Here is a 26097-nt window from a genome sequence, read left to right on the forward strand (position 1 = left end):
TGGGCTCAATACATGTAGGGATTGCCGTTTCTTGCACCGTTGCAAGGTGGGCACAACGGTCTGACATTGGTGATGTCATTGCGTAGCAGTTCAACAATGTCGTAGCTGACTGTCTTTGCGCTGAGGCCCGTGGCCTGCGGAAAGGTGACCAGAATGGTCCGGTTAAGCGGGGTGTAGACGTATTTCGCATTCAGCACGTCAGGGCCCTGGTGCGGGATGACCCAGATGTCGCCCTGGTCGCACACACGCCAGATCGACATCAATGCATCGCGGCCCACTGTTCCAGTGGTGGGCACGAAACCTCCTTGATACTGATTGCCAACCAGGGTTTGCGTGAACGATCCCAGACGATGGGAGAAGTTGGATTGCAGGGTCGCCTGCGGAATACGGTGATCCATCTGGGCGCAGTCCAACGGAAGCACTCGACCACCGCACTGACCTTCACACTTGAACGCATCGAAGTTGTGGTCGGATTCGAATTTTCGTTGGCCAGCGAAAGTCGATATGGCCACGCCGTACTTTCCCATCAGGTTGCAGATTGGCGACCAGTTGTTGCGCATCATCGTCTGGGTGTTGTCCCAGCTCAGCCCGCCATTCGGGCCGACAAATATCACCAGTGGAATCATTGTTCTTCATCTCCCTGCTGTTGCCCGCGTCTTGAGGAAATCTGAAATGGCTGCTCGGTGGGCCTTAACTCATCCTTCTTTCATGTAGAGAATTCCGCTCTTTCCGTGAAAGCAGACATCTTCGGTATTTCTCTGGAGAATGTTCGTCACCTGTGTGACACCGGTCCGGGTATACCTGGCGGCATTGGTTGCACCTTTTTGCCAATCGGCTTTTCCCTGCATTTGAGGGTTGATGTCGGAAAGTTTCAATGAGGCATTCTTTGCCTTGGGGTTTACTATCTGCACCCAGTTGCGTGCCTTGTATCTTTTGAAAAGGTAGTGAGACAAGAAATGCTGCTTGAGCGGTTGGAATTTATTGTCCTTTCCCAAGAGGTAGCGCGTTACATTCTGCGGGCTTCGGAAGGAGCTTGTCGTCAATAGTGGGTCGGGGTCTCTCGCGCCCCCTGTCAGGGGAAAACAGTCCACGAGGAATTGCCACATGTTGATGTTGGGGCTGTCCTTGGACATGAGCCAATAATCCACGGACTTTGCATAGAGGTCATGAATTGGCGCTGTCGTCTGGCCGGTCAGGGCATAGGCGATAGCCAGCCACTGCAGGCTGTGGCTGTGTTCGCCGTGGTCAGCGCTAATCGCATCCTTCCAAAAGAGCTTGTTTCTGATCAGGGTTCCAATGAATAGGTCGCCGTCGACAAGCGTTATTCCGATTGGCACGGTATTAAAGTTGGTGTCTGCCGTTAAGCCCTGCTGAAAATTGAAGTTGTATCGGGCAGCTACCAGGCCCAGACAGCGGGTAAAAACGTTTCCTGGTACCGGCGCAGCAGCTAGTGCCGATTTATCCTGATTGGTAATCAGAAGATATTTCTCCCAAAGCATCCGGGAAACGTCAGTCAGGGTGTTTTTGAAGTACGCCTGGTTCTCCAGGAAGTCGTAGATCTTTCCAAAATCTTCGCGATAGTTATTGAGTGCATGATCGCTCTGGATAACGATTTCTCTGTCCTTACCGCGCTCTTTCTTGGTCAGAAGAAATTTCAGCTCTTTTATTTTTTCGTATCCGGCCATCAGGCAACTCCAGGTAAGTCGGTGTGATTGCGCCGACTCCGTCAATCTCCCTGTAATCTGCGCCATCGACATACCTTTGGTACGCGAAGGCCCCTCGAACCGCGGTTTGGTGGACGACTACTCCAACACCCACTCCGCCAACTTCCCCGTCACCTGCGCCATCAGCACATTCTCGATATCCCGCGCCCCTGCCGAGCTGCACTTGGCCAATACCGCTTTCACGATGGCCGGGTCGAAGTCGAACTGCTTGCCGGTGGCGGCCTTGTAGCGGCCCTGCAACTTTTCCAGCTTGGCGACGATGATGCCTTCCAGGGTCGCTTCGTCCAGCGGGCGGTAGGGCACCACGGTCATGCGGGCGAGGAAGGCGGGGCGGAAGGCTTGCAGCAGGACCTTGCGCAGGCGTTCGTTGAAGGCGTCGCTGCCGAGTTGGTCGGGTGCGGTGTCGAGCACCAGCTCGGCGCCGACGTTGCTGGTGGCGAGCATCGCGGTGTTCTTGAAGTCCACCACCAGGCCGGTGCCGTCCTCCATCACGCCCTTGTCGAAGACGTTGTAGAAGGCTTCCAGCACGTCGGGGTGGGCCTTTTCAATTTCGTCCAGCAGTACCACGGAGTAGGGGCGGCGGCGCACGGCTTCGGTGAGCACGCCGCCGGAACCGTAGCCGACGTAGCCGGGCGGGGCGCCCTTGAGTTGGCTGACGGTGTGGGCCTCCTGGTACTCGGAGAGGTTGATGCTGATGAGGTTGCGCTCGCCGCCATAGAGGGCGTCGGCCAAGGCATAGGCGGTTTCGGTCTTGCCGACGCCGGTGGGGCCCACCAGCAGAAACACGCCCACCGGTTTGGCCGGGTCGGTGAGGCCCGCGCGGTACGCCTGGATGCGTTGGGCAATGGTACCGAGGGCGCTGTCCTGGCCCATGACACGCAGGGCCATGCGCTGGCCGAGGGTGCGCACAGCGTGGGCTTCGTCGGCGAGCATCTTGCCGATGGGAATGCCGGTCCAGCCGGCAATCACCGCTGCCACCGTCTTGGAGTCCACCTGTTCGGGCACCAGCGGATCGTCCTGGCGAATGGCGTCGAGCCCGGCTTCCAGGCGCGCCAGTTCGGCGGCCAGGTGGTCGATGCGGTCGTCCAGCTCTTCGTTCGGTTTGCTGGCGTCGACGCTGTCGCTGAGGGCGAGCAGTTCGCGGCGGGCGTCCAGCAGTTCGCGCACGGCCTCGCGCTCCTCGCCCCAGCGGGTTTCCAGTTCGCGGATGGCGACCAGGTTGTCGCGGGATTCGGTTTCCAGTGCGGTGATGCGCTCGCGGTGGTCGAGACCCGTTGCTTGCTCGCGGCGCAGGCGCAGGAGTTCTTCCACCAGCGCCTGTTCGCGATGACGCAGGCTCTCCAGTGGCGGTGGCACGTCATGCTGGCCCAGGGACACGCGGGCGCAGGCGGTGTCCAGCACGCTGATGGCCTTGTCCGGCAGTTGCCGGCCGGAAATGTAACGGTGGGAGAGTTTCACGGCGTCATGGATGGCGGCATCCAGCACCTGCACGCCATGGTGCTGTTCCAGCTTGGCGGCGACGCCGCGCAGCATTTCCACCGCTGTGGCCTCGTCCGGTTCTTCCACCTGTACGAGCTGGAAGCGCCGGGCCAGGGCCGGGTCTTTCTCGAAGTACTTTTTGTATTCCAGCCAGGTGGTCGCCGCCAAGGTGCGCAGTTCGCCACGGGCCAGGGCCGGCTTGAGCAGGTTGGCGGCATCGCTCTGGCCTTCGGCGGCGCCGGCGCCGATCAGGGTGTGGGCCTCGTCGATGAACAGGATGATCGGCTTCTCGGCATTGCGAACGCCGTCGATCACGCCCTTGAGGCGCTGTTCGAACTCGCCTTTGACGCCGGCGCCGGCCTGCAGCAGGCCAAGATCGAGGACTCGCAGGCTGACGTCCTGAAGCGGCGGCGGCACATCGCCGGCAGCGATGCGCAGGGCCAGGCCTTCCACGACGGCGGTTTTGCCGACGCCCGGCGCGCCCACGAGGATCGGGTTGTTCTGCCGACGACGCAGCAGGATGTCGATGCTCTGGCGAATCTCATTGTCACGCCCGACGATGGGGTCGATGCGCCCAGCGTGGGCATCGGCGGTGAGGTCCTGGGTGTACTGGTCGAGGAGGGTGTCCTGGACTTCGGCCTGGGCGGGTTTTCCCTTGGCAGCCTGGGCGACGGCCGGTTTCTCGCGGGAGGGCTGGGTCCATTCCAGCAGGTTGCTGCGCAGGGCTTCGCGCGGGATGCGCAGCAGTGAAGAGGCGCTGCTGAGCAGCAGCGTGCGGCGTTCGTCTCGATCGAGCAGGGCAAGCAGCAACAGGCCGGAGCGGATGCTTTGCTGACCCAGCACGCTGGCGTGCACCACCGCATCTTCGAGCACACCGACGGTTTGCGCGGAAAGTGCCGGGGTACGGGTGTTGCCGGCCTTGAACAATTCCAGCGCCTGGTTGATCTCCGAGGCGAGCGTGTCGCGTTCCAGGCCGAAACGCGGCAGCAGGCAGGCCAGGTCGCCTCCTTCGATATCCAGCAGTTCCAGCAGCAGGTGCTCGATTTCCACGTAATGGTGGGTGCGCTGCAGGCAGCGTTGCGCGGCCCGTTCCAGGGCACGGCGGCTTTCCGCGTTGAGGCGTCCGATCAGGCTACCGAGTTCCATGGTCAGGCCACCTCCGTTTGACGCAAGCGAGTGTCGATCTGTTGCAGGGTGTCGCTGCGCACTTGCAGGCCACCGCTCCAGCGCAGCCGCGGCGGTTGGGTGCGGTCGAGGCACAGCGGCGCACCGGGTCGAACCAGCAGGCGCAGGGTGCAGTCCAGGTCCGGGCCGAAGTAGAGGGCGGCCAGGCTTGCGAGCCGGTTGTGTTCAACCCCGCTGGGTAGAAATGCGGGGGCGCGCTCGCTGGACAGCGGGCCGACGGTCAGGCGGATGCCGGCGTGTTCATCCCATACGCGCGTACCGGCGATGGCGTCGCGACCCAGGTTGAGGTTGCGACCACCCCGTTGCAGGCGGCTGCGGCTGGCCGGCGGAATGTCGCGCCAACCGCCCTGGTAGGCCTCGTAACGCACGTTGACGTTGAACTGATGACGTACCAGGGTGGCGAAGCCGGCCAGGGAACGACGCCCCCCGGCGAATAGCGCGGTGCGTGCGGTCACAGCAGCGTCTGGCAAGGCCAGTCGATGCTGCAAGGGGGCGGGCAGCATGCCGCTGAGGGCCAGCAACTGGCCCTGCACCGGCGAATCTGCGGGCGCCCGAAAACCCAGTGCCAGGCGATGCTTGCCGAGCACGCGGTACAACAGGCTGAGCAGGCGATGCTGGAACAGATCGAGGAATTCCCCTGGGGCGTGATCCTTCGCTTTCGCCCGCTGTTGCAGCCACTCCTGGTAGGCATAGGGCAGAGGACCGTCCGGGCCGCCGAGACCGAATACCGGGGTAGTCAGTGTCGGTGGCTGGCCGGGCTCCTCTTCCAGCTTTTCTATCTGGCTGGCGGCGAAGGTCGGGGTCAGCGGGCCGCGCAGGCGCAAGGCCTCTCCCTGGGGCGCGCTGCCTTGGCCGAGCGCCTCCATGCCAGGCCGTTCACGCTCCAGCAGCAGGAGCGCCTGCAAGAGTTCGAAGGCCTGCGGCTCGTCGCGCAGGCGACGGCTCAGAGGGAGAGGGGCATGCCGGCTTGGGGTTGCCACGTCCTGACCTCCTTGTCGCCATCGACCAGCACGGTTCGCACGAAGCGGTTGGTGGTCGCGTAGAGGGAAAAGAATTGCGCCAGTACGGCGGAAAAGAGCACAGCGCTGGCACCAGCGAAGTGTTGCGGGTCGAGGCTGATACGTACCTCCAGACCGTTACGCCAGCCACGCCAGGCGTCGTCGCCAACACGCGCCACGACCCGTTCGCAGGTCAGCCGGGTGATGCCTTCGATCTGCCGGCGGGCACCGCTTTCGTCGCGCAGGTTGTGCAGGTTGAGCATTTCCTGGAGGGCTTCCAGCGCCTGCGGGCCTTCCACTAGGGACAGGTGGTTGAGGGTGAGCTGCGACACCATGCGCCAGCGCGATTCGCCGGACAGGTGCGGCAAGCTCTGCGGGCTGGGCGGGTTGCGCAAGTTGGCGCGGGCGACGGGGCCGGGACGCTCGAAGCCGAGGCGAGTGCCGGCAGGCAGGTTCTCCGCCAGGTGCCGGTTGGTGCACAGCAGCTCGGCGGTCAGGCTGTACTCGGGGGCATCCAGCAATGGATCGAACCCGGTGTCCACCAGGCTCAGCAACAGGTCGGTGCCCAGGCGGTTGGGCGTCATGCCTTGCACCCGGCGGGCGTGCCAGTAGAGGCGGGCACCGGGAATGGTCGCGCCATGGGCATGACCGTAGTAGGCCGGTACCGGAACCACGCCACGCGGCGAGGCAGCACGCATGGCGCGGATGCTGTGGATCTCCACGCTGCTTTCGCGGTGGGCGTCGGCGATCAGGCGATATTCGCTGCGCGTGCCGTCCGGGCGCAGCGGTTCGGACGTACGCGGGAACAGGTTGATGACGGGCGCGCAGCCCAGGCGCAGGTCGTCCTGTTGCAGGTGCAGGCGGCCAGTCGGAGCGCGGTCGAAGGCGATCACCAGCGCGCAGTCGCGTCCGCCCGCTACCGGTGGCTGGATCGGGACATCGAAGAAGGCGAATTTGTCCGGGAGGGTGAAGTACTCGGCCAGGAGGCGCAGGCCCGGATGCTGGCCATCCTCGTCGGGGAGCAATGCCTGGTCGTCGGCAAAACCCACCAGTTGCGGCTCGCCGGGGCAGGGCAGCAGCGGCATGCCGGGCACGCCGCAATGGATGCCGAGCGTGTGGGCGCCCAGCAAGTCGTAGAGCGCGGCGTTGGTCACCGGCGAGGCGGCGAGATGGAGGCGCAGTTGGCGGACGGGCAGTTGCGCCCAGTCGAACTCACCCAGGCAGTGCAGCTCCAGGCGCAGGGCCGCGCGTGCATTAGGGCGGCCGGTCAGGGCAACCGCCTCGTCGCCACCCAGCAACGTTGCGGCACCAACACGCACGGGCCACAGCGTCGCGTCGGCGGTGGTGCGCAAATGCACGCTGGCGCCCTGGCTGGTGGTGACGAACAGTGGTGTGTCGCGCGGCATCCGGTAGCCCTCGGCCAGACTGCCCTGGGTCGGGTCCGGCTCGAACTGGACGATGGCGCAGGACGGTAGAGGGCGCAGGGCCAGCGGGTAGAGCTGTTCCAACAGGGCGTCGCTGAACTCGGCGTAGTCGTCGTCGAGGCGCCGCTGCAGGCGTGCGGTCAGCAGGGAGAAGCCTTCCAGCAGCCGCTCCACGTGCGGGTCCGGGCATTCGCCGGGAGAGAGTTCCAAGCGCCGGGCGACCTTCGGGTAGCGTGCGGCGAACGCGGCGCCGGCATGGCGCAGCCAGGTGAGTTCGCGCTGGTAGTAGTCCAGTAGTTCCGGGTCAATCGAGTCGCTCATGGCGCACCTCGAGTCCCTCTTGGCTGTTGTCGATGACGAATACCGCCGGCCAGGTGCGCTGACCGCTGCGCAGGCTGCCGCCGAGACGTAGACGCAGGCGCTGGGGTTGGCCGGGGATGGGCTCGGCGTCCACGTCGGTCAGTTGCAGGCGGGGTTCGAAGTGCTGCACGGCCGCGCGGATTTCCCGCACCAATTGGCGACGGTCATCGCTGCGTCGTGCATGCAATGCGCTCCAGTCGGCGATGCCGTAGTCGAGGATGGTCAACGGCCGGCCGCTCCTGGTGCTGGCGCGGCGGGTGTTGAGCAGTCGCGTCAGCTCCTGGCGGACGGACTCCGCCAGGGCTTCGCGGTCGAAAACCGGCGCCTCGTCCGCCTGGGCGGCAAGGCGCTCGAACAGCGGTGGGAGCAGGCCGGCTTCCGACATGGCGGGTCGCCGCGCTTACTTGACCACCTTGTTGGCGGCAAGGTCCCAGGTGGACGCCGCCGTGCCTTCCTTGGTGCCGTCATCCTTTTGCGCGGTGAGTTCCCATTTGATCTTGGTGAAGTTCAGCGACAGGGTTTCCACCGGCTTGCCGCCGGCGCCACCGCTCACGCTGACGTTGGACAGCACCACGTTGTCCAGGGTGTAGACGATGAAGGGCAGCACCTTGCCGTCGCCCTCGGCAGCGTTACGGCCGATGGTGATCTTCGCCGTGGTGATGGGCTTGCCGGCACAGCAGTATTCGTTCAGCGACGGGGTGGAGGTGTCGATGAACTTGGTGAGGGTGAACTCGCCGATGTGCGGGCGGCCGGAGGTACGTTCCGAGTTGCTGACGTCGTTGGTGACCTGCATGGCCACGTTGTGGCTGTAGGACATCACTTCGATCTTGTCGGTGAAGCCCTCGAGCAGGCTGTCGCCTTTGATGTCGTCGCCGAGGTCGAGAATGATCGCATCCATCGATTGGAACTCCTGAATCTGGAAAGTCTGGCGAAAGGGTGGTGCCCGCCCGCCGGGCTAGCCGGCGGGCGGCTCGGGTCAGGCGGCTACCGGCGGCGGCAGGCTCGCGACCAGGCGGATCGAGGCGGTCAGCTCCTCCAGCTGGAAGTGCGGCCGCAGGAACACGGTCGCCCGGTACGCACCCGGCTTGCCGGCCACTTCGGTGACGTCCACCCGCGCTTCGCGCAGCGGGTACTGGGCCTTGATCTCCTGCGGCGCGTTGTCGTTGATCAGCACGTAGTCGGCGATCCAGTTGTTCAGGTAGGTCTGCACGTTGTCGCGGGTCATGAAGCTGCCCACCTTGTCGCGCATGATCACCTTCAGGTAGTGGGCGAAGCGCGAGGCCGCGAGCACGTACGGCAGCATCGCCGAGATGCGTGCGTTGGCATTGGCTTCGTTGGTGTTGTAGAGCTTGGCCTTGTTGGTGGTCTGGCCGCCGAAGAACACTGCGAGGTCGCTGTTCTTCTTGTGGCAGAGGGCGATGAACCCGAGTTCGTTGAGCTCCTTCTCGCGGCGGTCGGTGATCGCTACTTCGGTCGGGCACTTCAGCGACAGGTCGCCGGAACTGGTGCGGAAGGTATGCGCCGGCAGCCCTTCCACTGCACCGCCGCCTTCGGCGCCACGGATCGCCGCGCACCAGCCGTACTTGGCGAAGGCTTCGGTAATGCGCTGGGCCAGGGCCCAGGCGGCATTGCCCCAGAGGTACCGGGAGTGATCGGTGCCGTTGACGTCTTCGACGTAGTTCATGCCTTCCACCGGCAGGGTGTCCGGGCCATAGGGCAGGCGCAGGAGGAAGTGCGGCAGCACCAGGGAGACGTAGCGCGAGTCTTCGCTCTCGCGGAAGCTGCGCCACTTGATCAGCTCCTGGCTCTCGAAGATTTTCGCCAGGTCACGGGGCACGGCCATTTCGGTGAAGGCGTTCATGTCGAACAGCTTCGGATTGGCGGCTGCGATGAAGGGCGCGTGGGCCGCGGCGGCGACGTTGGAGAGTTTCTCCAGCAGGGCGACATCCTGGGGATGGCGGCCGAAGCTATAGTCGCCCACCAGCAAGCTGAAGGGATGGCCGCCGAAGGTGCCGTATTCCTCTTCGTAGATCTTCTTGAACAGCGCGCTCTGGTCGAACTCGACGGCCTTCTCCAGGTCGGTCTGCAGTTCTTTCTGGCTGACGTTGAGCAGGCGCAGTTTCAGGCGGGTGCTGGTCTCGGTGTTCTGCACCAGCAGGTGCAGGCCACGCCAGGACGCTTCCAGTTTCTGCATTTCGGGGTGGTGCAGGACTTCGTTGAGCTGGGCACTGATCAGCTCGTCGATCTGGCTGATGCGGTCGTTGATCATGGCCACGGTGTCCTTGTCGATGGCCATGCCTTCGTCGAGGACCTGGGTGGCGAATTCCGCGAGCATGTCGCGGGCGTAGTCCTGCTGGCTGTCGTCATGGGCCATGCGGCCCTCGGCGATGATGCGGTCGAGCAGGGTCAGGGTTTGAGTGGTGCTCTCGCTGTTCGCACCGGCTTCTGTTGCCATGGGCGATTCCTCCTGGAAGTCTGGCTACGGATCAGGCCTGGGGTTCGGCCGGTGCTTCGCCTTCGGGCGTGGCGGATTCGGCTTCGGGACGGGCCGACTTGATCTCCTGCAGGCCCTCTGTGTTGCTCACCACTTCCTGCAGCAGCTTGTCGAGGTCGTCATTGCCATCGAGCTTGGTGAGCAGGTCGCGCAGGCGTTGGCGGGCCTCGAACAGGCGGCGCAGCGGAGTGACCTGCTTGACGATGTTGACCGGGTCGAAGTCGTCCATGTCCTTGAAGCGCAGCTCGACGTTGAGCTTGCTGCCGTCGCCGGTGATGGTGTTGTCCACCTGCAGGGTGGCGCGCGGTGCGATGGAGGAGAGGACCTGGTTGAAGTTGTCGCGGTCGATCTCGGTGAAGCGGCGCTCGATGAGCTTCGGCAGGGGTTGCTCGGGCTTGCCGGAGAGGTCGGCTAGGATGCCGACGACCAGCGGCAGTTCCTTCTTCTCGATGGCATCGCCGATCTCGACGTCGTAGGTGATCTGAACCCGGGGCGGGCGTACCCGATCCAGTTTGTGCTGCGTGCTTTCTGCCATTTTGGTGGGCTCCGGTGCATTGCCACGAGCGCAATGCATCGGACTGATCCTGTCATCGCACTCCCTTGCTGGATCACGGCGCGACAGGAGGGGAACTACACGCAAGCCTGTCCTTGGCGATCCCACTAGTTCGTCTGTCCGACGAACTACTCAGACACGCTAGAACAGGTCTATAAATTTGCAAATGCAAACCAGAGTCTGACCACCATGAGGCAGGGACGTTTCATTTCCATCTCGAAATTCGTGTTGTTGGCCGTTGCGATCCTGTTGGGAGGCTGCTCCGATCTTCTCGGTCCGCGTGTCCAACTGGACAACCTGACCCTGGACGTCGCCGAGCGCGCCAACGACGACACGCCCATCGCCGTTGACTTCATCGCCGTGCGCGATCCCGAGTTGCTCAAGGTGCTTTCCGGCATCACCGCGCGGCAGTGGTTCACCGATCGCGAGCAATACCGTCGCGACTACCAGAAGCAGTTTTCCGTCTGGAGCCTGGAGCTGGTTCCCGGGCAATTCATGGAGGCTCGCGAGTTCCCGCTGACGGGGGATAGCGCGGCTGGACTTTTGGTCTTTGCCGGCTATAACACACCCGGTGCTCACCGCCTGAGGCTGGATGAGCAGAGCCGTGCCTGGCTCCGGTTCGATAGCAGGGAAATGCGCTTGCTGAGCGAGAACGAGCAGTGACGAAAGGCCCCTGAAGCATCAGGGCGTCGAGCTCGCGACAATGTCGGACGTCGAAGGGGAGTGGTATGAAAGTTCTGCCTGACGCGGTGTGCTGGCATGAGGGCATGCAGTTGCTGCCCCAGCATTTCCAGCTGCAAGGGTTGCGCGCGGAAGTTCTCGCCGCCCATTTCGCCCAAGCCGGCAATCCCTGGTTCTGGGGTGTCTCCCAACTTGAACTCGACCCCGCTGCCCTCAGCGCCGGCCTTGTGCGCGTACTCGCCCTCGAAGCCATCTTGCCCGACGGCCTGCCAGTGAGCATCAAGCCCGGTGAAGGCACGGTCCTGGAGCTGGACGTGAGCGCCGCCATCGCCCAGTCCGCGACCTCCAGCGCCACCGTCTTTCTCGCCGTCAATCCGCTTGGCCGTGGCGGCCAGGTACTGCCGCTGCGTGGCCGCCTGCAGTCGGCGGTAGGTGAAGCGGTGCCGGATCTGGCCAGCGGCGAACACCCCGAACCGATCCTGGTCTGGCGGCCCGCCGCGCGACTGGTGACCGAGACAGGCCGCGCGGATTCCGTCTGCCTCCCGCTGCTGCGCATCGCCAAGGAGGGCGGCGGCTTCGTCCGCCAGTCCTATGTGGCGCCGACCCCGCGCGTCCTGCCCGAATCCGTGCTCGGCCGCTCGGTTGCCGCCCTCTGCGCCCGCACGAGGGAGAAATGCCTGTTCCTCGGCGGCCGCCTGCGGCAAGCGGAGCAGGCGGGCAATCATGACGATATGGCGGAGATTCGCCGCCAGCTCGCCGCGCTCTGGGCGCGACTGCCTGAGGTGGAGGCGGCGCTCAACAGCCGGGTCGCCGCGCCTGACCGTCTACATGGTCTGTTGGTCGGCATGGCCGGCGCCTGGTGTGCGCTGGACCCGGTGGTCGGTGTGCCGGCTTTCGCGCCGCTGGATTACCTCGACCTCAAGCGCGGTTACGACGAAGTGCTCGACTGGCTGGAGAGCGCCCTGACCCGCGTGCGGGTCGGTTATCGCTGCCTGGTATTCGAGCAGGTGGAACAAGGTTTCACCATCCAGCTGCCAGACCTCCAGTCCCGTCGCCAGCGCCTGGTGATCGGCCTGCGCATGCCGGCCGGCGCCGGTGAGCAGGCGGCTTCCTACTGGCTGGGGCAGGCCATCATCGCCGCTCAGGGGCAAGTCCCCACCCTCGCTCGCCAGCGCATGAGTGGCCTGGCGCACCAATCCATGAGCCGCGCCGAGCAGGTCGCCTACAGCGTCGGGGAGGACACCCGGCTGTTCGTCGTCCAGGCTGCTGGAGAGTGGTTCGACCCCGAGCAGAAACTCTGCATCGTGGTGCCCGGCCAGGGTGCGCTGGTGGGGCCCTGGCAAGTGGTGCTGTTCGTCACCAACGCACACGAATTCGCCTGACCAGCCAAGGACGCGCAAATGCCGGAACGGAGTGTGGCCCTGTATCCGCCGGAGTTCGGTCAGGCACCCCTGAGCCTCGCGTTCCGCCAGGCCTGGCTGGAATGGCGTGATGCCTGGGACGAACTGGAAGACGCCGATGACAGCGACGGCCAGTTGGTAGAGCGCACCGCCGAGACCGCTACGCGCATCGTTCGCCGTCTCTGGCGCAGTGCCTTTGCCAGTGTCGGCGAGCCGGCTGCGGCGCAGGTCAAGGCGATGGTCTACGCCTTCGTGGCGCTGCTGGACGAGACCCTGGTGTTCGGCAACTGGGCCGGACAGGTCGCCTGGCAGGCGCGCCCGCTGGAGGCGCGGCTGTATGGATCGCGCAATGCCGGTGAGCGCTTGCCGATGGCCATTCGCGGCCTGCTCAAGGAGCGCGTTCCAGCGACCCGCGACCTGGCCAATGTCTACCTGCAATGCCTGGTGCTCGGCTTCCACGGCCAGCTGCGTGGTGAACGTGGCCAGGCCACGCACGAGCGCTGGCGGCAGGCGTTGTTCACCTTCGCCTGGCAGCGTGAGCCCGCCGCCGCCGGCGTGCTGCAAAGCCTCGAACGCCCGCTGCGGGCCGAACCCTTGAGCCGCCCCCTGCGTCGGGCCCTGCCGGATGGCCTGCGCCTGGGGTTGGCGATTACCGGTTTCGCGCTGCTGCTGACAGTTATCGGGCATTGGCTGTGGAGCGACATCCAGTCCGAGCTGGAGCCCGTCCTGCACCTGGCGGCCACTCTGGATGACGGGGAGCAGTCGGAATGAGCGGCTTCGCCATCGCCCTGATCGTCCTTGCGCTGCTCCTGCTCCTGGTCGCCCTCGCTGCACTCTGGTGGTGGCTGCGCACCCAGTCCGGCGCGGCCATCCGCAGTTTCTATGCCGCCGTGCGCAAGATGGAGCACGACCAGGGCAGCCAGGACCGTTACCAGACGCCCTGGCTGCTGTTGGTGGGCGACCCGCGTGAGGGCAGCCAGCTGTGCCCGGATTGGCAGTTGGCACCGGCCGGGCGGGCTGCCTGGTTCGGTCGCTGGTGGCTCGACCCCGACGGTTCGCTACTGGTGGTGCCCCAGGGGCTGTTCCTGCCGGAGGAGGGTGGCACCGTGCCGGCCTTTGCCTGGCGCCGGCTGCTCGGCATGTTGCTGCGTCTGCGTGGGCAGCGGCCGCTGGACGGCGTGGTCTGGACCATCCCGCTGCCGCGCCTGCTGGACGATGCCCAACTGGCGGCCGATGCCATCGCGGTACGGCGGCGTTTCGGAGAAATGCTGCAGCGCCTGGGCCTGAGCCTGCCGGTGCATGTACTGGTCACAGGCCTCGAGGAGCTCCCAGGGTTTCAGGAATTGGTCGCCGCCTTGCCCGAAGAGGGCTGTGAGCGTGCCCTGGGTTGGGCTTCACCCTATGCCCTGGAGGCTGGTTGGCAGGGCTATTGGCTGGATGACGCCATCGACCAGATGGTCCAGGGCGTGCAGGCGGCGATTCTCGAAGTGGCGGCTATCAAGGGTGAGCTGGGAGAGGACCTCTACCGTCTGCCGGGCCAGTTGGATGGCTTGCGCGGCAATCTGCGCGCGCTGCTCGAACCGGTTTTCCAGGGCAATGCCCAGGGTGAAGCACCGCGGCTGAGGGGGCTCTATCTCGGTGCGGCGCAGGTGGTCGCCAGCGAAGACGAGCCCTGGGAACTGGGCACCCGTGAGGCGGCCCCGGTACGCGGCGTATTCACGCGATCGCTCTGGCGTCAGCGCTTTCTCGCGGAACAAGGGCTGGCCCTGGCGGTACCGCGCATTTTGCACCTGCGCCAGCGTTGGCAGCGGGTGGTCGCCGGCACGGCAGCGGTTGTCGGTGCCTTCTGGCTGCTCGGGATGCTCTGGGTATGGCATGACGGCCAGCGCGACGCCCGCGAGCTGACGCGTGTGTTGCAAGTGGCGCAGAACAACCATGTGACGCTGAAGGACCCGGCACGCAGCGAGGAGCAGGCGCGGCGCAACCTGTTGGGCTTCTGGCGCCTGCTGCAGGACGCCCCGCGCTGGCATTTCGCTTCGCTGGTCTATCCCACGTCCTGGTTCTCGTCCCTCGATGGGCGCATGGACATCGTCCTCCGCTCCATGGCGCGCAGCGAGGCAATGCATCCCCTTGGGCAGTTGCAGCGCGCGGAACTGGACAAGCTCCTGGCGATACGCGTGGGCGATCGGCGTACCAGTGTCGAAGGCGAACAGCCAGAGGATTGGCCGAACTACGTCAAGGCGCGCAACCTGGCTTATGGCGCGTCCAGCCTGGTGCAGCAGAACCGCCTGTTCGCCGATGTCCTGTCCGGTGACAAGGGCGTGCTGGAGCCGCTGGCGCAACTGGGCAATACCGCGCTCGGGCTGGACCTGAACACCGCCGACCTGCGCCGCCGCGCTTACTACGACCGGGTTTTGCGCGGCCTCGGCGGCCCCGGCCTGGCGCCGCTCGACCTGCAGTCCCAGCGTCAGGCCCTGAGCCAGCAGTACCAGGCGCTGATGAAGCTCTGGCTCACGCAATACTTCCTCGCCGACAACTTCGTACGGCCGGCCGGGTACCTCAAGGTGCACCTGGAGAGCCTGCAAGGCGGGCAGGGCAACACTCTGCCCGAGCTGGAAGAGATCAACAGCCTGATCGATACCCTTGAAGACCTGATCGCACTGACCAACTCCGCCTGGAGTCACAGTAACGGCGAGGAGCTGGTGCCGGGGTATCGCAACCATATGGAAACCGTGCGCCAGAACGGCCTGCTGGGCTCCACCGTGGAGCAGAACCTCGAGGCTGAAGCGGGCCGGCTGCGCAAGGGTTTCCACGGGCAGTGGATCGCCAGCATCGGCACCCGCTCCAACTTGTTGCAACGCCAGGCCGGCGGCACGTTGACGCTGCAGGAGCACATCAGCGCCCTGGCCAAGGCGATCAAGGGACTGCTCAAGCGCGACTTCGTCGTCGTGGCCCTGCGCCGCGATGCTGGGGAGCCCGATCCACGGACCCTGCGCTATGTCGATTCGCGGGCATTGGCCCAGGCACAGGGCTTCGTCGACAGCTATCGCGCCTTCGTCGGCCAGGAGCTGGCACAGATTCCGCCGGACTACCGCGAAGGCATGCTCAAGGCCGCCGGTGAAGCCGCGACTCGCGCCATCTGGGCCAGCCTGAGCGCATCTGACCCGCGTCCGCAGAGTGGCGCCAGCAAGGCCTTCGATGTTCCCGTGGAACAGGCCGGCCAAGTACTGAATGCCCTGCTGGCGCTCGATCGGAGCGACCTTGCCGGCGCACTGCGCAACCAACTGACCCGCATGGCGATGGCAGATGTCGATACGGCCCTGGGCAGCATCGATGCCTTGCCGGTATTCACCCAGCGCTTCGCCATCGACCAGTGGGACGGTGGCCGCAACCTCGGCCTGCAACTCTTCCGTTCCAGCGATGTGCAGGACCTGAAGAACAGCCTTGGCCAGCAGTTCGCGGTCATTCTCTCTACCACCGAGGGGGCGGCGCCAGCGCTGAGCTGGCTCCAGGAACAGACCGGGCTGTCCTTCGCCGAACGCGACCGGGTAGCGCGTCTTGCCGCCTTGAGCGAGGAAATGACCAAGTACAAGGCGCAGAATCCCACCAGCTCACCGGCGCTGTTCGAGCAATTGGTCAGCCGCGACTTCGTCGAGATGGACATGGGTTCCTGCACTCAGGTGCTGGCCACCGCGACCCTTTCCGCCGGCGTCGGCGACTTGGCGCGGCGCACCCATGTCCTGCGCGAGCAGGCCGCGCAACGTTGCAGCCAGTTGCAGCAGCAGCGCGCCGCCCAGGCCTGGAACGACCTGGCCGACTTCTTCAACCAGTACCTCGCGGACCGCTTCCCCTTCGCCTACAGCCTCCAGGCCGACGATGCCGACCCGGCACGGGTGCAGCACCTGGTGGAGCTGATCGACAGCCGGCTGGCGCAGGCCGAAGAAGGTTTGAAATGGAGCAACGCCAATGACCGTCCGGCGGCGGAGGACTTCCTGGGCCGCCTGAAACAGGCGCGCAGTTGGCTGGGGCCGCTGTTCCCGCGGGACCCGTCCGGCTCCGTGGGCGTCGAGCTGGACGTGCGCTGGCGTACCGACCGCGATGACGAACGCGGGGCCGACCAGGTGATCACCTGGGGCCTGCATGCCGGCGACAAGCAGATCGGTTTCCCCGGTGAAGTGCAGCGCCTGCACTGGAACGTTGGCGATCCGATGCAACTGTTGCTGCGCTGGGCCAAGGACGGCGGCCAGAGGCCGAGCATCGACCCTTTGCAGCCGAGTATGGCGGTGTCCGACCTGGAGGCGGGTTGGGAGTATCGGGGGCCCTGGGCACTCCTGCGCCTGATGCGTTCCCATGTCGTGCTGCAACGTCAGCCGAGCATGGATTACACCGACTTCCCGCTGACCTTGCAGGTGCCGGTGCGAGGAACCCCGAGCGGCAACCAGCAGGCGTTGATGTTCATGCGACTGTCGCTGATGACCCAGGGCGGCAAGCTGCCGCTGTCGATCCAACCCTTACCGGTGAAGGCACCGCGCTCGCCCTTCACCAATAGCCACAGCGCTTCCCTGGTCAGTACCGAGGCGACGCCATGAACCTGCCGATAACCGACAGCCCGGCCAGTGACTTGCTGGAGCCCATTCCCGGCACCGATCCCTGCGGCCCCAGCCTGCGCTACGACCCAGCCTGGGACCGGCTGCGGGAGTTGCGCCGCGAAGACGATGCCAGCTTGCCGGCCGGCGTGTGGCAGGCGGACCTCAAGCGCGGCGACTGGGCCGCCGTGGAGCGCCTGGCCAGTGAACTGCTGCGCGAGCGCAGCAAGGACCTGATGCTGGCTGCCTGGCTGGGCGAGTCCTGGCTACTGCGCAGCGGCCTCGACGGTCTGGCGCCGGCGCTGGGACTGCTCGCTGGGCTCTGCGAGCGTTACCCGGACGAATTGCATCCGCGGCCGGAAGACGGCGACCGCTCCTGGCGTGTGGCGCCGATGGAGTGGATGGTGCGCCGCTACAGCGAAATCGTGCTGACCCGTTGCGCGTTGTTCGGGGCCGAGCATTCTGATCTTGCCCACCTGACCCTGCATGGCTGGCAGCAACTCCAGCAGCGGCAGGTGCAAGCCAGCGACAGCAAGGCGGACAAGGCCGCCGCCGAGGCGGCGCGGCTGGAGCAACGCAAGCTCGATGAAACGCTGAGACAGATGCCGCCGGCGATTTTCCTGCGTGTGCGCCAGGGCGCGGAGGCGAGCCTGGCGGAGTTGACTCGGCTGGATAGCTGGAGCGACGGCTGGCTGGGTGGCTTGGCCCCCAGCTTCGCGCCTTTGCAGCAGCCTTTGAACCTGATCCGCTCGCTCATGCAGGAGTTCGCGCCGATGCAATCCCAGACTCCGCCTGCCGTGGAACCCACTCCCGAAACCGCTGCGACTCCGGCCACCACTGCAGCGGTGGCCGCGCCCAGCTTCAGCGGCACCCCCGGCAGCCGTGAAGAAGCCTATCGCCAGCTGGCGCTGATCGCCGATTACCTGGCCCGCACCGAACCGCACAGCCCGGTGCCCTATGTGATCCGCCGTGCGGTGGAATGGGGCAACCAGCCCCTGAGCAATCTGCTGGAAGAACTGATCACGGCGGATGCCGAATCTCGTCGCCTCTGGAAGCTGTTGGGTGTACTCAAGTAGGGGCTAACCTTCGGGGCTCTGCTCTTTCTTGTGGGAGCGAATTTATTCGCGAATGGACAGCGCAGCTGTCCCCGGAGCTGCCAGGCAGGTCTTCGACCTGCATCGCGATTGAAATCGCTCCCACAGATCGAGCAGGCGATGTCGCTTTTCTTGTGAGGGCGAATTCATTCGCGATGGGCGGCGAAGCTGCCCCCTGAGGCCTACACGGCGAACCTTCGGTCCGCTTAGCGATTGAAATCGCCCCCACAGGGTCCGTGCCGGGGCTCGGTTTTTCCTTGTGGGAGCGAATTTATTCGCGAATGGACAGCGCAGCTGTCCCCGGAGCTGCCAGGCAGGACTTCGACCTGCATCGCGATTGAAATCGCTCTCACAGCTCGAGCAGGCGATGTCGCTTTTTTGTGGGGGCGAATTCATTCGCAAAAGGGCAGCGCAGCTGCCCCCAGCCAACAGCCCAATCAGGCCGTCACCAGCACCTCAAACCCACCAAAGATCATCCGCTGGCCATCGAACGGCATGTTGCTTGGATCAGGCTGCATGCGCGGGTCTTCCATCGCTTTCTTCATGCCTTCATCCCGGACCTGTTTCGAAGGCCAGGTGATCCAGGAGAAGACGACGGTTTCACCTTCCTTCAGCTTCACTGCCATGGGGAAGGACGTCACCTTGCCTTCGGGCACGTCATCGCCCCAGCATTCGACGACGCTGAGGGCGCCGCATTCCTTGAAGACACCGGCGGCCATCTCGGCCACTTTGCGGTAGGTCTCGCGGCTGGCGGTGGGGACGGGTACCAGGAATCCATCTACATAGCTCATATCCATTCTCCTTTCTGGATGGTGTGAAAAGGCATTGTCAGTCGTATCCGGTGCACGCAGGGATCACGCGCCCGATTCACTACTGAGTCGATCTGGATAGTGCTGGTTCGACAGACTCGCCAATTGGATGATGCTTGCTCCGACCAGCGGTCAATGCGCTGTGGCGCCACTACAATCTCGCAGTCAATTCAGACTGCGACGAAAGAATCGAGGGTGAAGGACCATGCCGATCACGTCATACGAGGGGGGTTGCCTGTGCGGCCACGTTCGCTTCCGCGTCACGGGTATCCCCGCCAATCCTCACGCCTGTTCCTGCGATTTCTGCCAGCGACATTCGGGAGCGGCGACATTGTGCTGGGTAGAGTTTCACCGCGGCGCGTTGCAGTGGATCGGCGAGGGTGGGGCGCCTGCGCTGTTTCGCTCATCGGACTATTCCAGCCGCGCTTTCTGTCCGCGCTGCGGCAGCACCTTGGGTGCGGTGGACGACGACCCTGTCATTGCCCTGGTGACAGGAGTGTTCGATCGACGTGACGCGCCGGAACTGCGCCCGCTGTCGCACTCCTTCCAGGACGTCTGCCCGGACTGGTGCCGTGTGACGGCGTGCTGAGCGCTCCCCGCGAAATTCACAAGAAGGCCTCTCAACCGGTTTTTGGGGAACTGAAATGCTCATCGTCTTCAGCGGGCTGCCTGGCACAGGGAAAACTACGATTGCGCGTCTACTGGTGCCCCGACTGGACGCGACCTACCTGCGGGTGGATGCCGTCGAGCAGGCAATACGTGATGCCGAGGTCCTCACCAGCGATGTCGGCCGAAGCGGGTACCTGGTCGCTATCGCCCTGGCTCGGTCGAATCTTGAGTTGGGGCGAGTGGTGATCGTCGATTGCGTCAATCCGGTGGCGGAAAGTCGTGCGGCATGGCGCGACGTTGCGGCGCAGGCCGGTGTGCCGCTGGTGAACATCGAGGTGGTCTGTTCCGACACACGCGTGCACCGTCACAGGGTTGAAACGCGCACGGTCGATGTGCCTGGCCTGAAGCCCCCAACCTGGTAGTCGGTCCTGGAGCATGACTACGAAGCGTGGGGCGAAGGGCCGTTGCGGCTCGATTCCAGCGTGCTTTTACCGGATGAGGCCGTAGAGGCAATCATCGAGCACTTATATCGCTGCTCATGAGAAAGCCCCGCCGGAGCGGGGCTGTTTCATGTCGCGAGACTTACTTGTTGCGGTTGTCGTACACGTGGCAGGAATTGCCTTCGGAGCGTTTCAGCGAGTAGCTGGGGCGCAGGACGATGCGCGAACCGATGCCGATGTAGGTCTTGATGTACTTCGACAGCTCATTGCACAGCGCTTGGTTTCGGTCGCGCCGGGCAACGCGCTGTGCGTCGTCAGTTGAAGTCGAACTTCAGTGTGGCAGTGCCTTCGAACGGGCCGGGCTCCACGTTGCGCTCCGTGCGCACGGGGAAGGCCTCGATGCTGAACTCCGCGCTCTGCTGGGTGTAGTTCAACGTCAGCGGAATGATGTTGGCGAAATCGGGGGCTGCGTCGGGTAACAGTGGTGAGATCATTCGGCCATTGTTATTGACCTGAATGCCCAGGTCGGTACGACCGTGAGTGGCGAAGACATTGGGGAAATGGGCATTGGCCGCCGACTCCAGGCTGAGATTGATAGCGACCCCCTGAGAGATATTGGTACAGGTGATCTGGAAGGTTCGCTCGCGGCTGTTGGCCGGGCTTGCTGCGCCGGGAACAGCCAGGCTTCTGGGCTCGACATTGTCGAAGTCGATTGTGGTGACCTGCCCGGACGCAAGCTTGCAGCTCTGTGGCACGCTCACCCTTCCCGTCATAGTGACCCCGGCAATTGGCGTAGTAGCGGCGGCGTTCGGGTGGGTGTCACCGAAGACTTCCAGCAGCTGGGTATTCGATATGGTGCTCTCGCCCACAAAGGGTCGATCGATCATCAGGTGAATCCGGCCTTTTGTACCTGTGCCGTAGTCCTTCCCGACCTGGCATGTCTTGGCGTAGTCCTCCAAGTTGGACACGGACGAGAAAGGCACCGGTACGTATTCTCGAAGATCGCCATCAACCCATAGTTCGAAGGCCACCTGCAGATTTCGGTTCAGCTTGTAGAACTGCAATTGCTGGCCATTGACCACGGCTTTGTTTCCTGGCACCAGGTCGGTTCGGGCCGTGTAGTAGTTCTCTCGGAATATCTGCCCCTTCGGGCAGTGACAGGTGGCCAGGTAGAGTGGCAGCTCCCATATGTTGGCGTTTGGCATGACCATGTTCGGCGCATTGTCATTCGGGCTGTTAAAGCGTTGGGTGAAGTCGAAGTGGTTCTGATGCGGGGGACCGGCGATGGTCACGCACGGAAAGGCCATCGCGAACTCAGTGGTCAGCAGGGACTGCAGCAATGCGGCGCAACCTAGCGAGGCCCTCATGATTGTTCGTACCGGGCCTCGAGGTGGAAGGGAGCGGGGTCGGGGCTTACTTGCGACGGTGAAATTGGCTGGCTTTCTCATAGGGGCGATCCCGTGGTAGTGGAAAGCCGTTACGTTAGGACGATGGACGCGTCCACAGACTCACCTCACGCTCATGCCGTATGTAGGAGATTTCCGTAGTTCTTGCATGAGTGCGGAAGTCTGGCGAGCTCCACCGATTGAGCACGTTGATCAGCTCGGCCAATCTGTATGGCAGGAAAGAGTCGCCGCCCGGATAACCGCCATGAAAAAGCCCCGCATGGCGGGGCTTTTTTGATGCGGCGCGGGCCTACTTGTTGCGGTTGTCGTAGACGTGGCAGGCCTTGCCTTCGGAGCGTTTCAGCGAGTAGCTGGGGCGCAGGACGATGCGCGAGCTGATGCCGATGTAGGTCTTGATGTACTTGCCCAACTCGTTGCACAGCGCCTGTTGCTGGCTTTCGCCCAGGCCGTCGTGCTCGTGCTTGAGTTCGACGTGGACTTCGATGCTGTCCAGGTTGCCGTTGCGGAACAGGTGGATCTCGTAGTTCTCGGACAGCTGCTTGACCTTCAGCACCTGCTCTTCGATCTGCGTCGGGAACACGTTCACGCCACGGATGATCAGCATGTCGTCGCTGCGGCCGGTGATCTTGTCCATGCGACGCATCGGGCGCGCGGTGCCCGGCAGCAGGCGGGTCAGGTCGCGGGTGCGGTAGCGGATCATCGGCAACGCTTCTTTCGACAGCGAAGTGAACACCAGCTCACCCATCTGGCCGTCCGGCAGCACTTCGCCGGTCACCGGGTCGATGATCTCGGGGTAGAAGTGGTCTTCCCAGATTGTCGGGCCGTCTTTGGTTTCCGCGCACTCCATGGCGACGCCCGGGCCCATGATTTCCGACAGGCCGTAGATGTCGAGGGCGGTGATGCCCATGCGCTCTTCGATGGCGCGGCGCAGCTCAGCGGTCCAGGGCTCGGCGCCGAAGATACCGAGGCGCAGGGCCAGCTTGTGCGGGTCGATGCCCTGGCGCTCGATCTCGTCGGCCAGGTTCAGCATGTAGGACGGGGTGACCATGATGATGTCCGGCTGGAAGTCGCGGATCAGCTGGACCTGCTTCTCGGTCTGGCCGCCGGACATCGGGATCACGGTGCAACCCAGGCGCTCGGCGCCGTAGTGGGCGCCCAGGCCGCCGGTGAACAGGCCGTAGCCGTAGGAGATGTGCACCTTGTCACCCTTGCGGCCGCCGGCGGCGCGGATCGAGCGAGCGACCACGTTGGCCCAGGTGTCGATGTCGTTCTGGGTGTAGCCGACCACGGTGGGCTTGCCGGTGGTGCCGCTGGAGGCGTGGATACGCACGACCTCGCTCTGCGGTACGGCGAACATGCCGAAGGGGTAGTTGTCGCGCAGGTCGTTCTTGCCGGTGAAGGGGAACTTGGCCAGGTCCTCGAGGGACTTCAGGTCGTCCGGGTGCACGCCTTTTTCATCGAAGCGCTGGCGGTACAGCGGGACGTTCTCGTAGGCGTGCTTCAGGCTCCAGCGCAGGCGCTCCAATTGGTGCTGGCGCAGCTGGTCGACGCTGGCAGTCTCCATCGGGTCAAGCAAGGCGGTGTTGGCAATCATGTTCATAGTTCACTCAAATTATTTTTGTACGGAAGCCGTAGGCTTCTGAGTGCTGATGAGGAGGATACTCCTCACCCGTTTTTCAGATCTCGGTTGTTGCGTTTCAGAGCCTTTCAATGATCAGGGCGATGCCCTGACCCACGCCGATGCACATGGTGCAGAGGGCGTAGCGGCCTTGACGTTCTTCCAGTTCGTGCAGCGCGGTGGTCACCAGGCGCGCACCGCTCATGCCCAGCGGGTGGCCGAGCGCAATGGCGCCGCCGTTGGGGTTCACGCGCGGATCGTTGTCGGACAGGCCCAGTTCGCGCAGGACGGCGAGGCCCTGGGCGGCGAAGGCTTCGTTGAGTTCGATGACGTCCATATCGGCCAGCGACAGGCCGGTCAGTTCCAGCACCTTGCGGGTCGCCGGTACCGGGCCGATGCCCATGATTCGTGGCTCGACGCCGGCGGTAGCCATGCCCACCACGCGGGCGCGGGCTTTGAGGCCGTGGGCCTTGGCCGCAGCGCTGCTGGCCAGCAGCAGGGCGCAGGCGCCGTCGTTCACACCCGAGGCGTTGCCGGCGGTGACGCTGCCGCCCTGGCGGAACGGCGTACCCAGCTTGGCCAGTTGTTCCAGGGTGGTGTCGCCGCGCGGGTGCTCATCCTGCTCGACGATCTTCGCCGGGCCTTTGCGCTGGGGAATCTCCACTGGGACGATTTCTTTCGCCAGTCGGCCATTGGCCTGGGCGGCGGCAGCACGCTGCTGGCTGCGCAGGGCGAAGGCGTCCTGGTCTTCACGGGAAATGTTGAACTGCTCGGCCACGTTCTCGGCGGTTTCCGGCATGGAGTCGATGCCGAACTGCGCCTTCATCAGCGGGTTGACGAAGCGCCAGCCGATGGTGGTGTCGAAGATTTCCGCCTGACGGGAGAAGGCGCTGTCGGCCTTGCCCATCACGAAGGGGGCACGGGACATGGATTCCACGCCACCGGCGATCATCAGGCCGGCTTCGCCACAGCGCAGGGCACGGGCGGCGTTGCCGATGGCGTCCAGGCCGGAGCCGCAGAGCCGGTTCAGGGTGGTGCCGGGCACGGTCACCGGCAGGCCGGCGAGCAGGGCGGACATGCGTGCGACGTTGCGGTTGTCTTCGCCGGCCTGGTTGGCGCAGCCGTAGATCACGTCGTCGATGGCGCTCCAGTCCAGTTCAGGGTGGCGCTGCATCAGGGCGCGCATGGGCACGGCGCCGAGGTCGTCGGCGCGCACCGCGGACAGGGCACCGGCGTAGCGACCGATGGGCGTACGCACGGCGTCGATAATCAGGGCGTCATTCATCAGGGGGCTCCTGCGCGAGTACCGAGCCGCGCACTTTGTAGGACTTGCCGTGGAAGAGGGCGATCAGTTGCCCGTTCTGGTTTTCGATGCGTACGTCGTAGTTGCCGGTGCGGCCGCTGCGGCTTTGCTCGATGGCCTGGGCGGTGAGGGTGTCGCCCAGGCGCGCCGGGGCCACGTAGTCGATGCTGCAGCCGATGGCGACAGTGGCCTCGTTGTAGGTGTTGCAGGCGAAGGCGAACGCCGAGTCGGCCAGGGCGAACAGGTAGCCGCCGTGGCAGGTGCCGTGGCCCTGGACCATGTCTTCGCGCACGCTCATGCCGACGCGGGCCTGGCCGGGTGCTACTGAGAGCAGGCGCATGCCCATGGCCTGGCTGGCGTTGTCGCGCTCGAACAGTTCGCTGGCGCAGGCTTCTGCGAGGGAAAGGGCTTCGTGGTTAGTCACGGAAATTTCTCCCTTCGGCGACCTGGCGACGCAGCAGCAGGGAAGGGCGGTAGCGCTCTTCGCCGTAGGCCGCCTGGAGGTTTTCCAGGGTGCGCAGTACCGCCGGCAGGCCAATGGCGTCGGCCCAGGCCAGCGGGCCTTGCGGATAGTTCACGCCGGCGCGCATGGCCAGATCGATGTCGCCGGCCGAGCCCACGCCTTGCAGCACGGCATCGGCGCCTTCGTTGGCGAGCATGGCCACGGTGCGCAGTGCGGCGAGGCCGGGGATGTCGCTGAGCTGGCTGACCTTGAGGCCGGCGCGTTGCAGCAGTGCCACCGCCTGGTCACGAGCCTGTTCCGAGGTGCTGGCGGCGCAGGCGATGCCGAGGCGGCTGGCCTTGGCGTAGTCGAGGGCGAGGTCGATCAGTACCAGGTTGGCGATGCCGTCCTCGCGGGAACGCTGGCTGGCCAGGCGACCGTCGGACAGGGCGATCACGGCGTCGCCAACTCGCAGCACGCCGCTGCCGTCACGACGGACCAAGTTTACGCCGGCGTCCGCCAGGCGCTGCAGCAGCGGTTCGGCAACGCCCAGGCTGCCTTCCACCACGCAGGAATCCACGCTGGTGTCGCTGGTCAGTTCGGCTGCTTGCGGGCGCTCGGCACCTTCGGCGTAGCTGTAGAAACCGTGACCGCTCTTGCGGCCCAGGCGGCCGGCATCCACCAGCTCTTTCTGGATCAGCGAGGGCTGGAAGCGGAAGTCGCCGTAGTAGGCATCGAACACCGAGCAGGTGACGGCGTAGTTCACGTCGTGGCCGATCAGGTCAGTCAGTTCGAAGGCGCCCATGCGGAAGCCGCCCGCGTCACGCATCAGCGCGTCGAGGGTGGCGCAATCGGCGGCGCCTTCCTGCAGCAGGCGCAGGCTTTCGGCATAGAAGGGGCGCGCAACGCGGTTGACGATGAAGCCCGGAGTGGACTTGGTGTGTACCGGCTGCTTGCCCCAGGCCTTGGCGGTTTCGTACAGGCCTTCGGCGAGGGTGCGGTCACTGGCCAGGCCGGAAACGATTTCCACCAGGGCCATCAGCGGCGCCGGGTTGAAGAAGTGCATGCCGATCACCCGGCCCGGATGCTTCAGGCCGGCAGCCAGGCTGGTGATGGACAGGGACGAGGTGTTGCTGGCGAGGATGCAATCCGCGCTGCACAGCTCTTCCAGCTGGCGCAGCAGGCCGCGCTTGACCTCGAGGTTCTCGACGATGGCTTCGATCACCAGGCTGGAATCGGCCAGGGCCTCGATGGCCTCAACTGGTTGCAGGCGGGCGACGATAGCGGCGCGGGCCTCGGCGGTGAGTTTGTTCTTCTCCACCAGGCGGCCGAGTTGGCGATCGATGCCTTCTATAGCCTGGGCGGAAGCGCCGGGGCGGTTGTCATAGAGCTTGACCGGGTGGCCAGCCTGGGCGGCGACCTGGGCGATACCGGCACCCATGGCGCCGGCGCCGATCACGGCGACAGGGGCGGAGGTGTGAAGGGCAGGCAT

21 protein-coding genes and 2 pseudogenes are annotated in these 26097 nt (G+C 64.7%); 7 read left to right on the forward strand and 16 right to left on the reverse strand.

Annotated elements, in window-relative coordinates; genetic code table 11:
- Positions 1 to 5 precede the first annotated feature (5 nt).
- The 9 genes from E8E95_RS01795 to tssB form a co-directional block, all read right to left on the reverse strand.
- Entirely contained in the window at positions 6 to 626 is a 621-nt protein-coding gene (locus E8E95_RS01795; protein WP_280347688.1) for a hypothetical protein, read from the reverse strand.
- 69 nt (positions 627 to 695) lie between these two features.
- Positions 696 to 1685, reverse strand: coding sequence for a LirA/MavJ family T4SS effector (locus tag E8E95_RS01800; protein WP_280347689.1), 990 nt, complete (start codon positions 1683 to 1685; stop codon positions 696 to 698).
- 117 nt (positions 1686 to 1802) lie between these two features.
- Entirely contained in the window at positions 1803 to 4349 is a 2547-nt protein-coding gene (gene tssH, locus E8E95_RS01805) for a type VI secretion system ATPase TssH (RefSeq protein WP_280347690.1), read from the reverse strand.
- 2 nt (positions 4350 to 4351) lie between these two features.
- On the reverse strand, positions 4352 to 5368 hold the full coding sequence (tssG, locus tag E8E95_RS01810; protein WP_280347691.1) for a type VI secretion system baseplate subunit TssG: 1017 nt from the start codon (positions 5366 to 5368) through the stop codon (positions 4352 to 4354).
- Positions 5332 to 7131: a type VI secretion system baseplate subunit TssF gene (gene tssF, locus E8E95_RS01815; RefSeq protein ID WP_280347692.1), complete on the reverse strand. Its 1800-nt coding sequence runs from the start codon at positions 7129 to 7131 to the stop codon at positions 5332 to 5334. Before tssF ends, tssG begins: the two co-directional genes overlap by 37 nt.
- Positions 7115 to 7555 (reverse strand): type VI secretion system baseplate subunit TssE, encoded by a 441-nt coding sequence (gene tssE, locus E8E95_RS01820; RefSeq protein WP_280347695.1) that lies wholly within the window; start codon positions 7553 to 7555, stop codon positions 7115 to 7117. The genes tssF and tssE overlap by 17 nt, the downstream gene beginning before the upstream one ends.
- Before the next feature lie 15 nt (positions 7556 to 7570).
- Positions 7571 to 8068 (reverse strand): Hcp family type VI secretion system effector, encoded by a 498-nt coding sequence (locus E8E95_RS01825; RefSeq protein ID WP_280347697.1) that lies wholly within the window; start codon positions 8066 to 8068, stop codon positions 7571 to 7573.
- 78 nt (positions 8069 to 8146) lie between these two features.
- Positions 8147 to 9625, reverse strand: coding sequence for a type VI secretion system contractile sheath large subunit (gene tssC / locus E8E95_RS01830; RefSeq protein ID WP_280347699.1), 1479 nt, complete (start codon positions 9623 to 9625; stop codon positions 8147 to 8149).
- A 31-nt stretch (positions 9626 to 9656) separates the two neighbouring features.
- The gene (gene tssB / locus E8E95_RS01835; RefSeq protein ID WP_280347701.1) at positions 9657 to 10199 is read right to left on the reverse strand and encodes a type VI secretion system contractile sheath small subunit; all 543 of its coding nucleotides are present in this window, start codon (positions 10197 to 10199) and stop codon (positions 9657 to 9659) included.
- Between the two features lie 207 nt (positions 10200 to 10406).
- Between tssB and E8E95_RS01840 the strand changes: the two genes are divergently transcribed.
- The 5 genes from E8E95_RS01840 (at position 10407) to tssA (ending at position 17960) form a co-directional block, all read left to right on the forward strand.
- Positions 10407 to 10880, forward strand: coding sequence for a type VI secretion protein (locus tag E8E95_RS01840; protein ID WP_280347703.1), 474 nt, complete (start codon positions 10407 to 10409; stop codon positions 10878 to 10880).
- A gap of 65 nt (positions 10881 to 10945) precedes the next feature.
- Positions 10946 to 12280 (forward strand): type VI secretion system baseplate subunit TssK, encoded by a 1335-nt coding sequence (gene tssK, locus E8E95_RS01845; protein WP_280347705.1) that lies wholly within the window; start codon positions 10946 to 10948, stop codon positions 12278 to 12280.
- Positions 12281 to 12298: 18 nt separating this feature from the next.
- Entirely contained in the window at positions 12299 to 13069 is a 771-nt protein-coding gene (locus tag E8E95_RS01850; RefSeq protein ID WP_280347707.1) for a DotU/TssL family secretion system protein, read from the forward strand.
- Entirely contained in the window at positions 13066 to 16887 is a 3822-nt protein-coding gene (locus E8E95_RS01855; protein ID WP_280347709.1) for a type VI secretion protein IcmF/TssM N-terminal domain-containing protein, read from the forward strand. Before E8E95_RS01850 ends, E8E95_RS01855 begins: the two co-directional genes overlap by 4 nt.
- Positions 16884 to 17960: a type VI secretion system protein TssA gene (tssA, locus tag E8E95_RS01860; RefSeq protein ID WP_280347711.1), complete on the forward strand. Its 1077-nt coding sequence runs from the start codon at positions 16884 to 16886 to the stop codon at positions 17958 to 17960. The genes E8E95_RS01855 and tssA overlap by 4 nt, the downstream gene beginning before the upstream one ends.
- A 455-nt stretch (positions 17961 to 18415) precedes the next feature.
- Here tssA and E8E95_RS01865 read toward each other — a convergent pair whose 3' ends face one another.
- Positions 18416 to 18769 (reverse strand): DUF1428 domain-containing protein, encoded by a 354-nt coding sequence (locus E8E95_RS01865; RefSeq protein ID WP_280347713.1) that lies wholly within the window; start codon positions 18767 to 18769, stop codon positions 18416 to 18418.
- Positions 18770 to 18992: 223 nt separating this feature from the next.
- Between E8E95_RS01865 and E8E95_RS01870 the strand changes: the two genes are divergently transcribed.
- The gene (locus E8E95_RS01870; RefSeq protein ID WP_280347715.1) at positions 18993 to 19376 is read left to right on the forward strand and encodes a GFA family protein; all 384 of its coding nucleotides are present in this window, start codon (positions 18993 to 18995) and stop codon (positions 19374 to 19376) included.
- Positions 19377 to 19431: 55 nt separating this feature from the next.
- A pseudogene (locus tag E8E95_RS01875) lies at positions 19432 to 19938 on the forward strand (AAA family ATPase).
- A 40-nt stretch (positions 19939 to 19978) separates the two neighbouring features.
- On the opposite strand, the pseudogene E8E95_RS01880 reads toward E8E95_RS01875, so the two are convergent.
- The 6 genes and pseudogenes from E8E95_RS01880 to paaH form a co-directional block, all read right to left on the reverse strand.
- A pseudogene (locus E8E95_RS01880) lies at positions 19979 to 20116 on the reverse strand (phenylacetate--CoA ligase); the annotation flags it as partial.
- Between the two features lie 34 nt (positions 20117 to 20150).
- Complete coding sequence (locus E8E95_RS01885; RefSeq protein ID WP_280347717.1) at positions 20151 to 21176, reverse strand: fimbrial protein; 1026 nt, start codon at positions 21174 to 21176, stop codon at positions 20151 to 20153.
- A 355-nt stretch (positions 21177 to 21531) separates the two neighbouring features.
- Positions 21532 to 22842, reverse strand: coding sequence for a phenylacetate--CoA ligase PaaK (gene paaK / locus E8E95_RS01890; protein WP_280347719.1), 1311 nt, complete (start codon positions 22840 to 22842; stop codon positions 21532 to 21534).
- Positions 22843 to 22939: 97 nt separating this feature from the next.
- Positions 22940 to 24145, reverse strand: coding sequence for a 3-oxoadipyl-CoA thiolase (pcaF, locus tag E8E95_RS01895; protein WP_280347721.1), 1206 nt, complete (start codon positions 24143 to 24145; stop codon positions 22940 to 22942).
- Positions 24138 to 24587 carry a hydroxyphenylacetyl-CoA thioesterase PaaI gene (paaI, locus tag E8E95_RS01900; protein ID WP_280347723.1) on the reverse strand — a complete coding sequence of 150 codons (450 nt, stop codon included), beginning with the start codon at positions 24585 to 24587 and terminating at the stop codon, positions 24138 to 24140. Before paaI ends, pcaF begins: the two co-directional genes overlap by 8 nt.
- Complete coding sequence (paaH, locus tag E8E95_RS01905; RefSeq protein WP_280347725.1) at positions 24580 to 26097, reverse strand: 3-hydroxyacyl-CoA dehydrogenase PaaH; 1518 nt, start codon at positions 26095 to 26097, stop codon at positions 24580 to 24582. Before paaH ends, paaI begins: the two co-directional genes overlap by 8 nt.

It is taken from the genome of Pseudomonas sp. BN414 (genome assembly GCF_029871275.1).
GTDB lineage: Bacteria > Pseudomonadota > Gammaproteobacteria > Pseudomonadales > Pseudomonadaceae > Metapseudomonas > Metapseudomonas resinovorans_C.

Bases quoted from the DNA above. Each gene is read 5' to 3' on its own strand.
- E8E95_RS01795 (WP_280347688.1), bottom strand. From the start codon at position 626: ATGATTCCACTGGTGATATTTGTCGGCCCGAATGGCGGGCTGAGCTGG.
- E8E95_RS01800 (WP_280347689.1), bottom strand. From the start codon at position 1,685: ATGGCCGGATACGAAAAAATAAAAGAGCTGAAATTTCTTCTGACCAAG.
- tssH (WP_280347690.1), bottom strand. From the start codon at position 4,349: ATGGAACTCGGTAGCCTGATCGGACGCCTCAACGCGGAAAGCCGCCGT.
- tssF (WP_280347692.1), bottom strand. From the start codon at position 7,131: ATGAGCGACTCGATTGACCCGGAACTACTGGACTACTACCAGCGCGAA.
- tssE (WP_280347695.1), bottom strand. From the start codon at position 7,555: ATGTCGGAAGCCGGCCTGCTCCCACCGCTGTTCGAGCGCCTTGCCGCC.
- E8E95_RS01825 (WP_280347697.1), bottom strand. From the start codon at position 8,068: ATGGATGCGATCATTCTCGACCTCGGCGACGACATCAAAGGCGACAGC.
- tssC (WP_280347699.1), bottom strand. From the start codon at position 9,625: ATGGCAACAGAAGCCGGTGCGAACAGCGAGAGCACCACTCAAACCCTG.
- tssB (WP_280347701.1), bottom strand. From the start codon at position 10,199: ATGGCAGAAAGCACGCAGCACAAACTGGATCGGGTACGCCCGCCCCGG.
- E8E95_RS01840 (WP_280347703.1), top strand. From the start codon at position 10,407: ATGAGGCAGGGACGTTTCATTTCCATCTCGAAATTCGTGTTGTTGGCC.
- tssK (WP_280347705.1), top strand. From the start codon at position 10,946: ATGAAAGTTCTGCCTGACGCGGTGTGCTGGCATGAGGGCATGCAGTTG.
- E8E95_RS01850 (WP_280347707.1), top strand. From the start codon at position 12,299: ATGCCGGAACGGAGTGTGGCCCTGTATCCGCCGGAGTTCGGTCAGGCA.
- E8E95_RS01855 (WP_280347709.1), top strand. From the start codon at position 13,066: ATGAGCGGCTTCGCCATCGCCCTGATCGTCCTTGCGCTGCTCCTGCTC.
- tssA (WP_280347711.1), top strand. From the start codon at position 16,884: ATGAACCTGCCGATAACCGACAGCCCGGCCAGTGACTTGCTGGAGCCC.
- E8E95_RS01865 (WP_280347713.1), bottom strand. From the start codon at position 18,769: ATGAGCTATGTAGATGGATTCCTGGTACCCGTCCCCACCGCCAGCCGC.
- E8E95_RS01870 (WP_280347715.1), top strand. From the start codon at position 18,993: ATGCCGATCACGTCATACGAGGGGGGTTGCCTGTGCGGCCACGTTCGC.
- paaK (WP_280347719.1), bottom strand. From the start codon at position 22,842: ATGAACATGATTGCCAACACCGCCTTGCTTGACCCGATGGAGACTGCC.
- pcaF (WP_280347721.1), bottom strand. From the start codon at position 24,145: ATGAATGACGCCCTGATTATCGACGCCGTGCGTACGCCCATCGGTCGC.
- paaH (WP_280347725.1), bottom strand. From the start codon at position 26,097: ATGCCTGCCCTTCACACCTCCGCCCCTGTCGCCGTGATCGGCGCCGGC.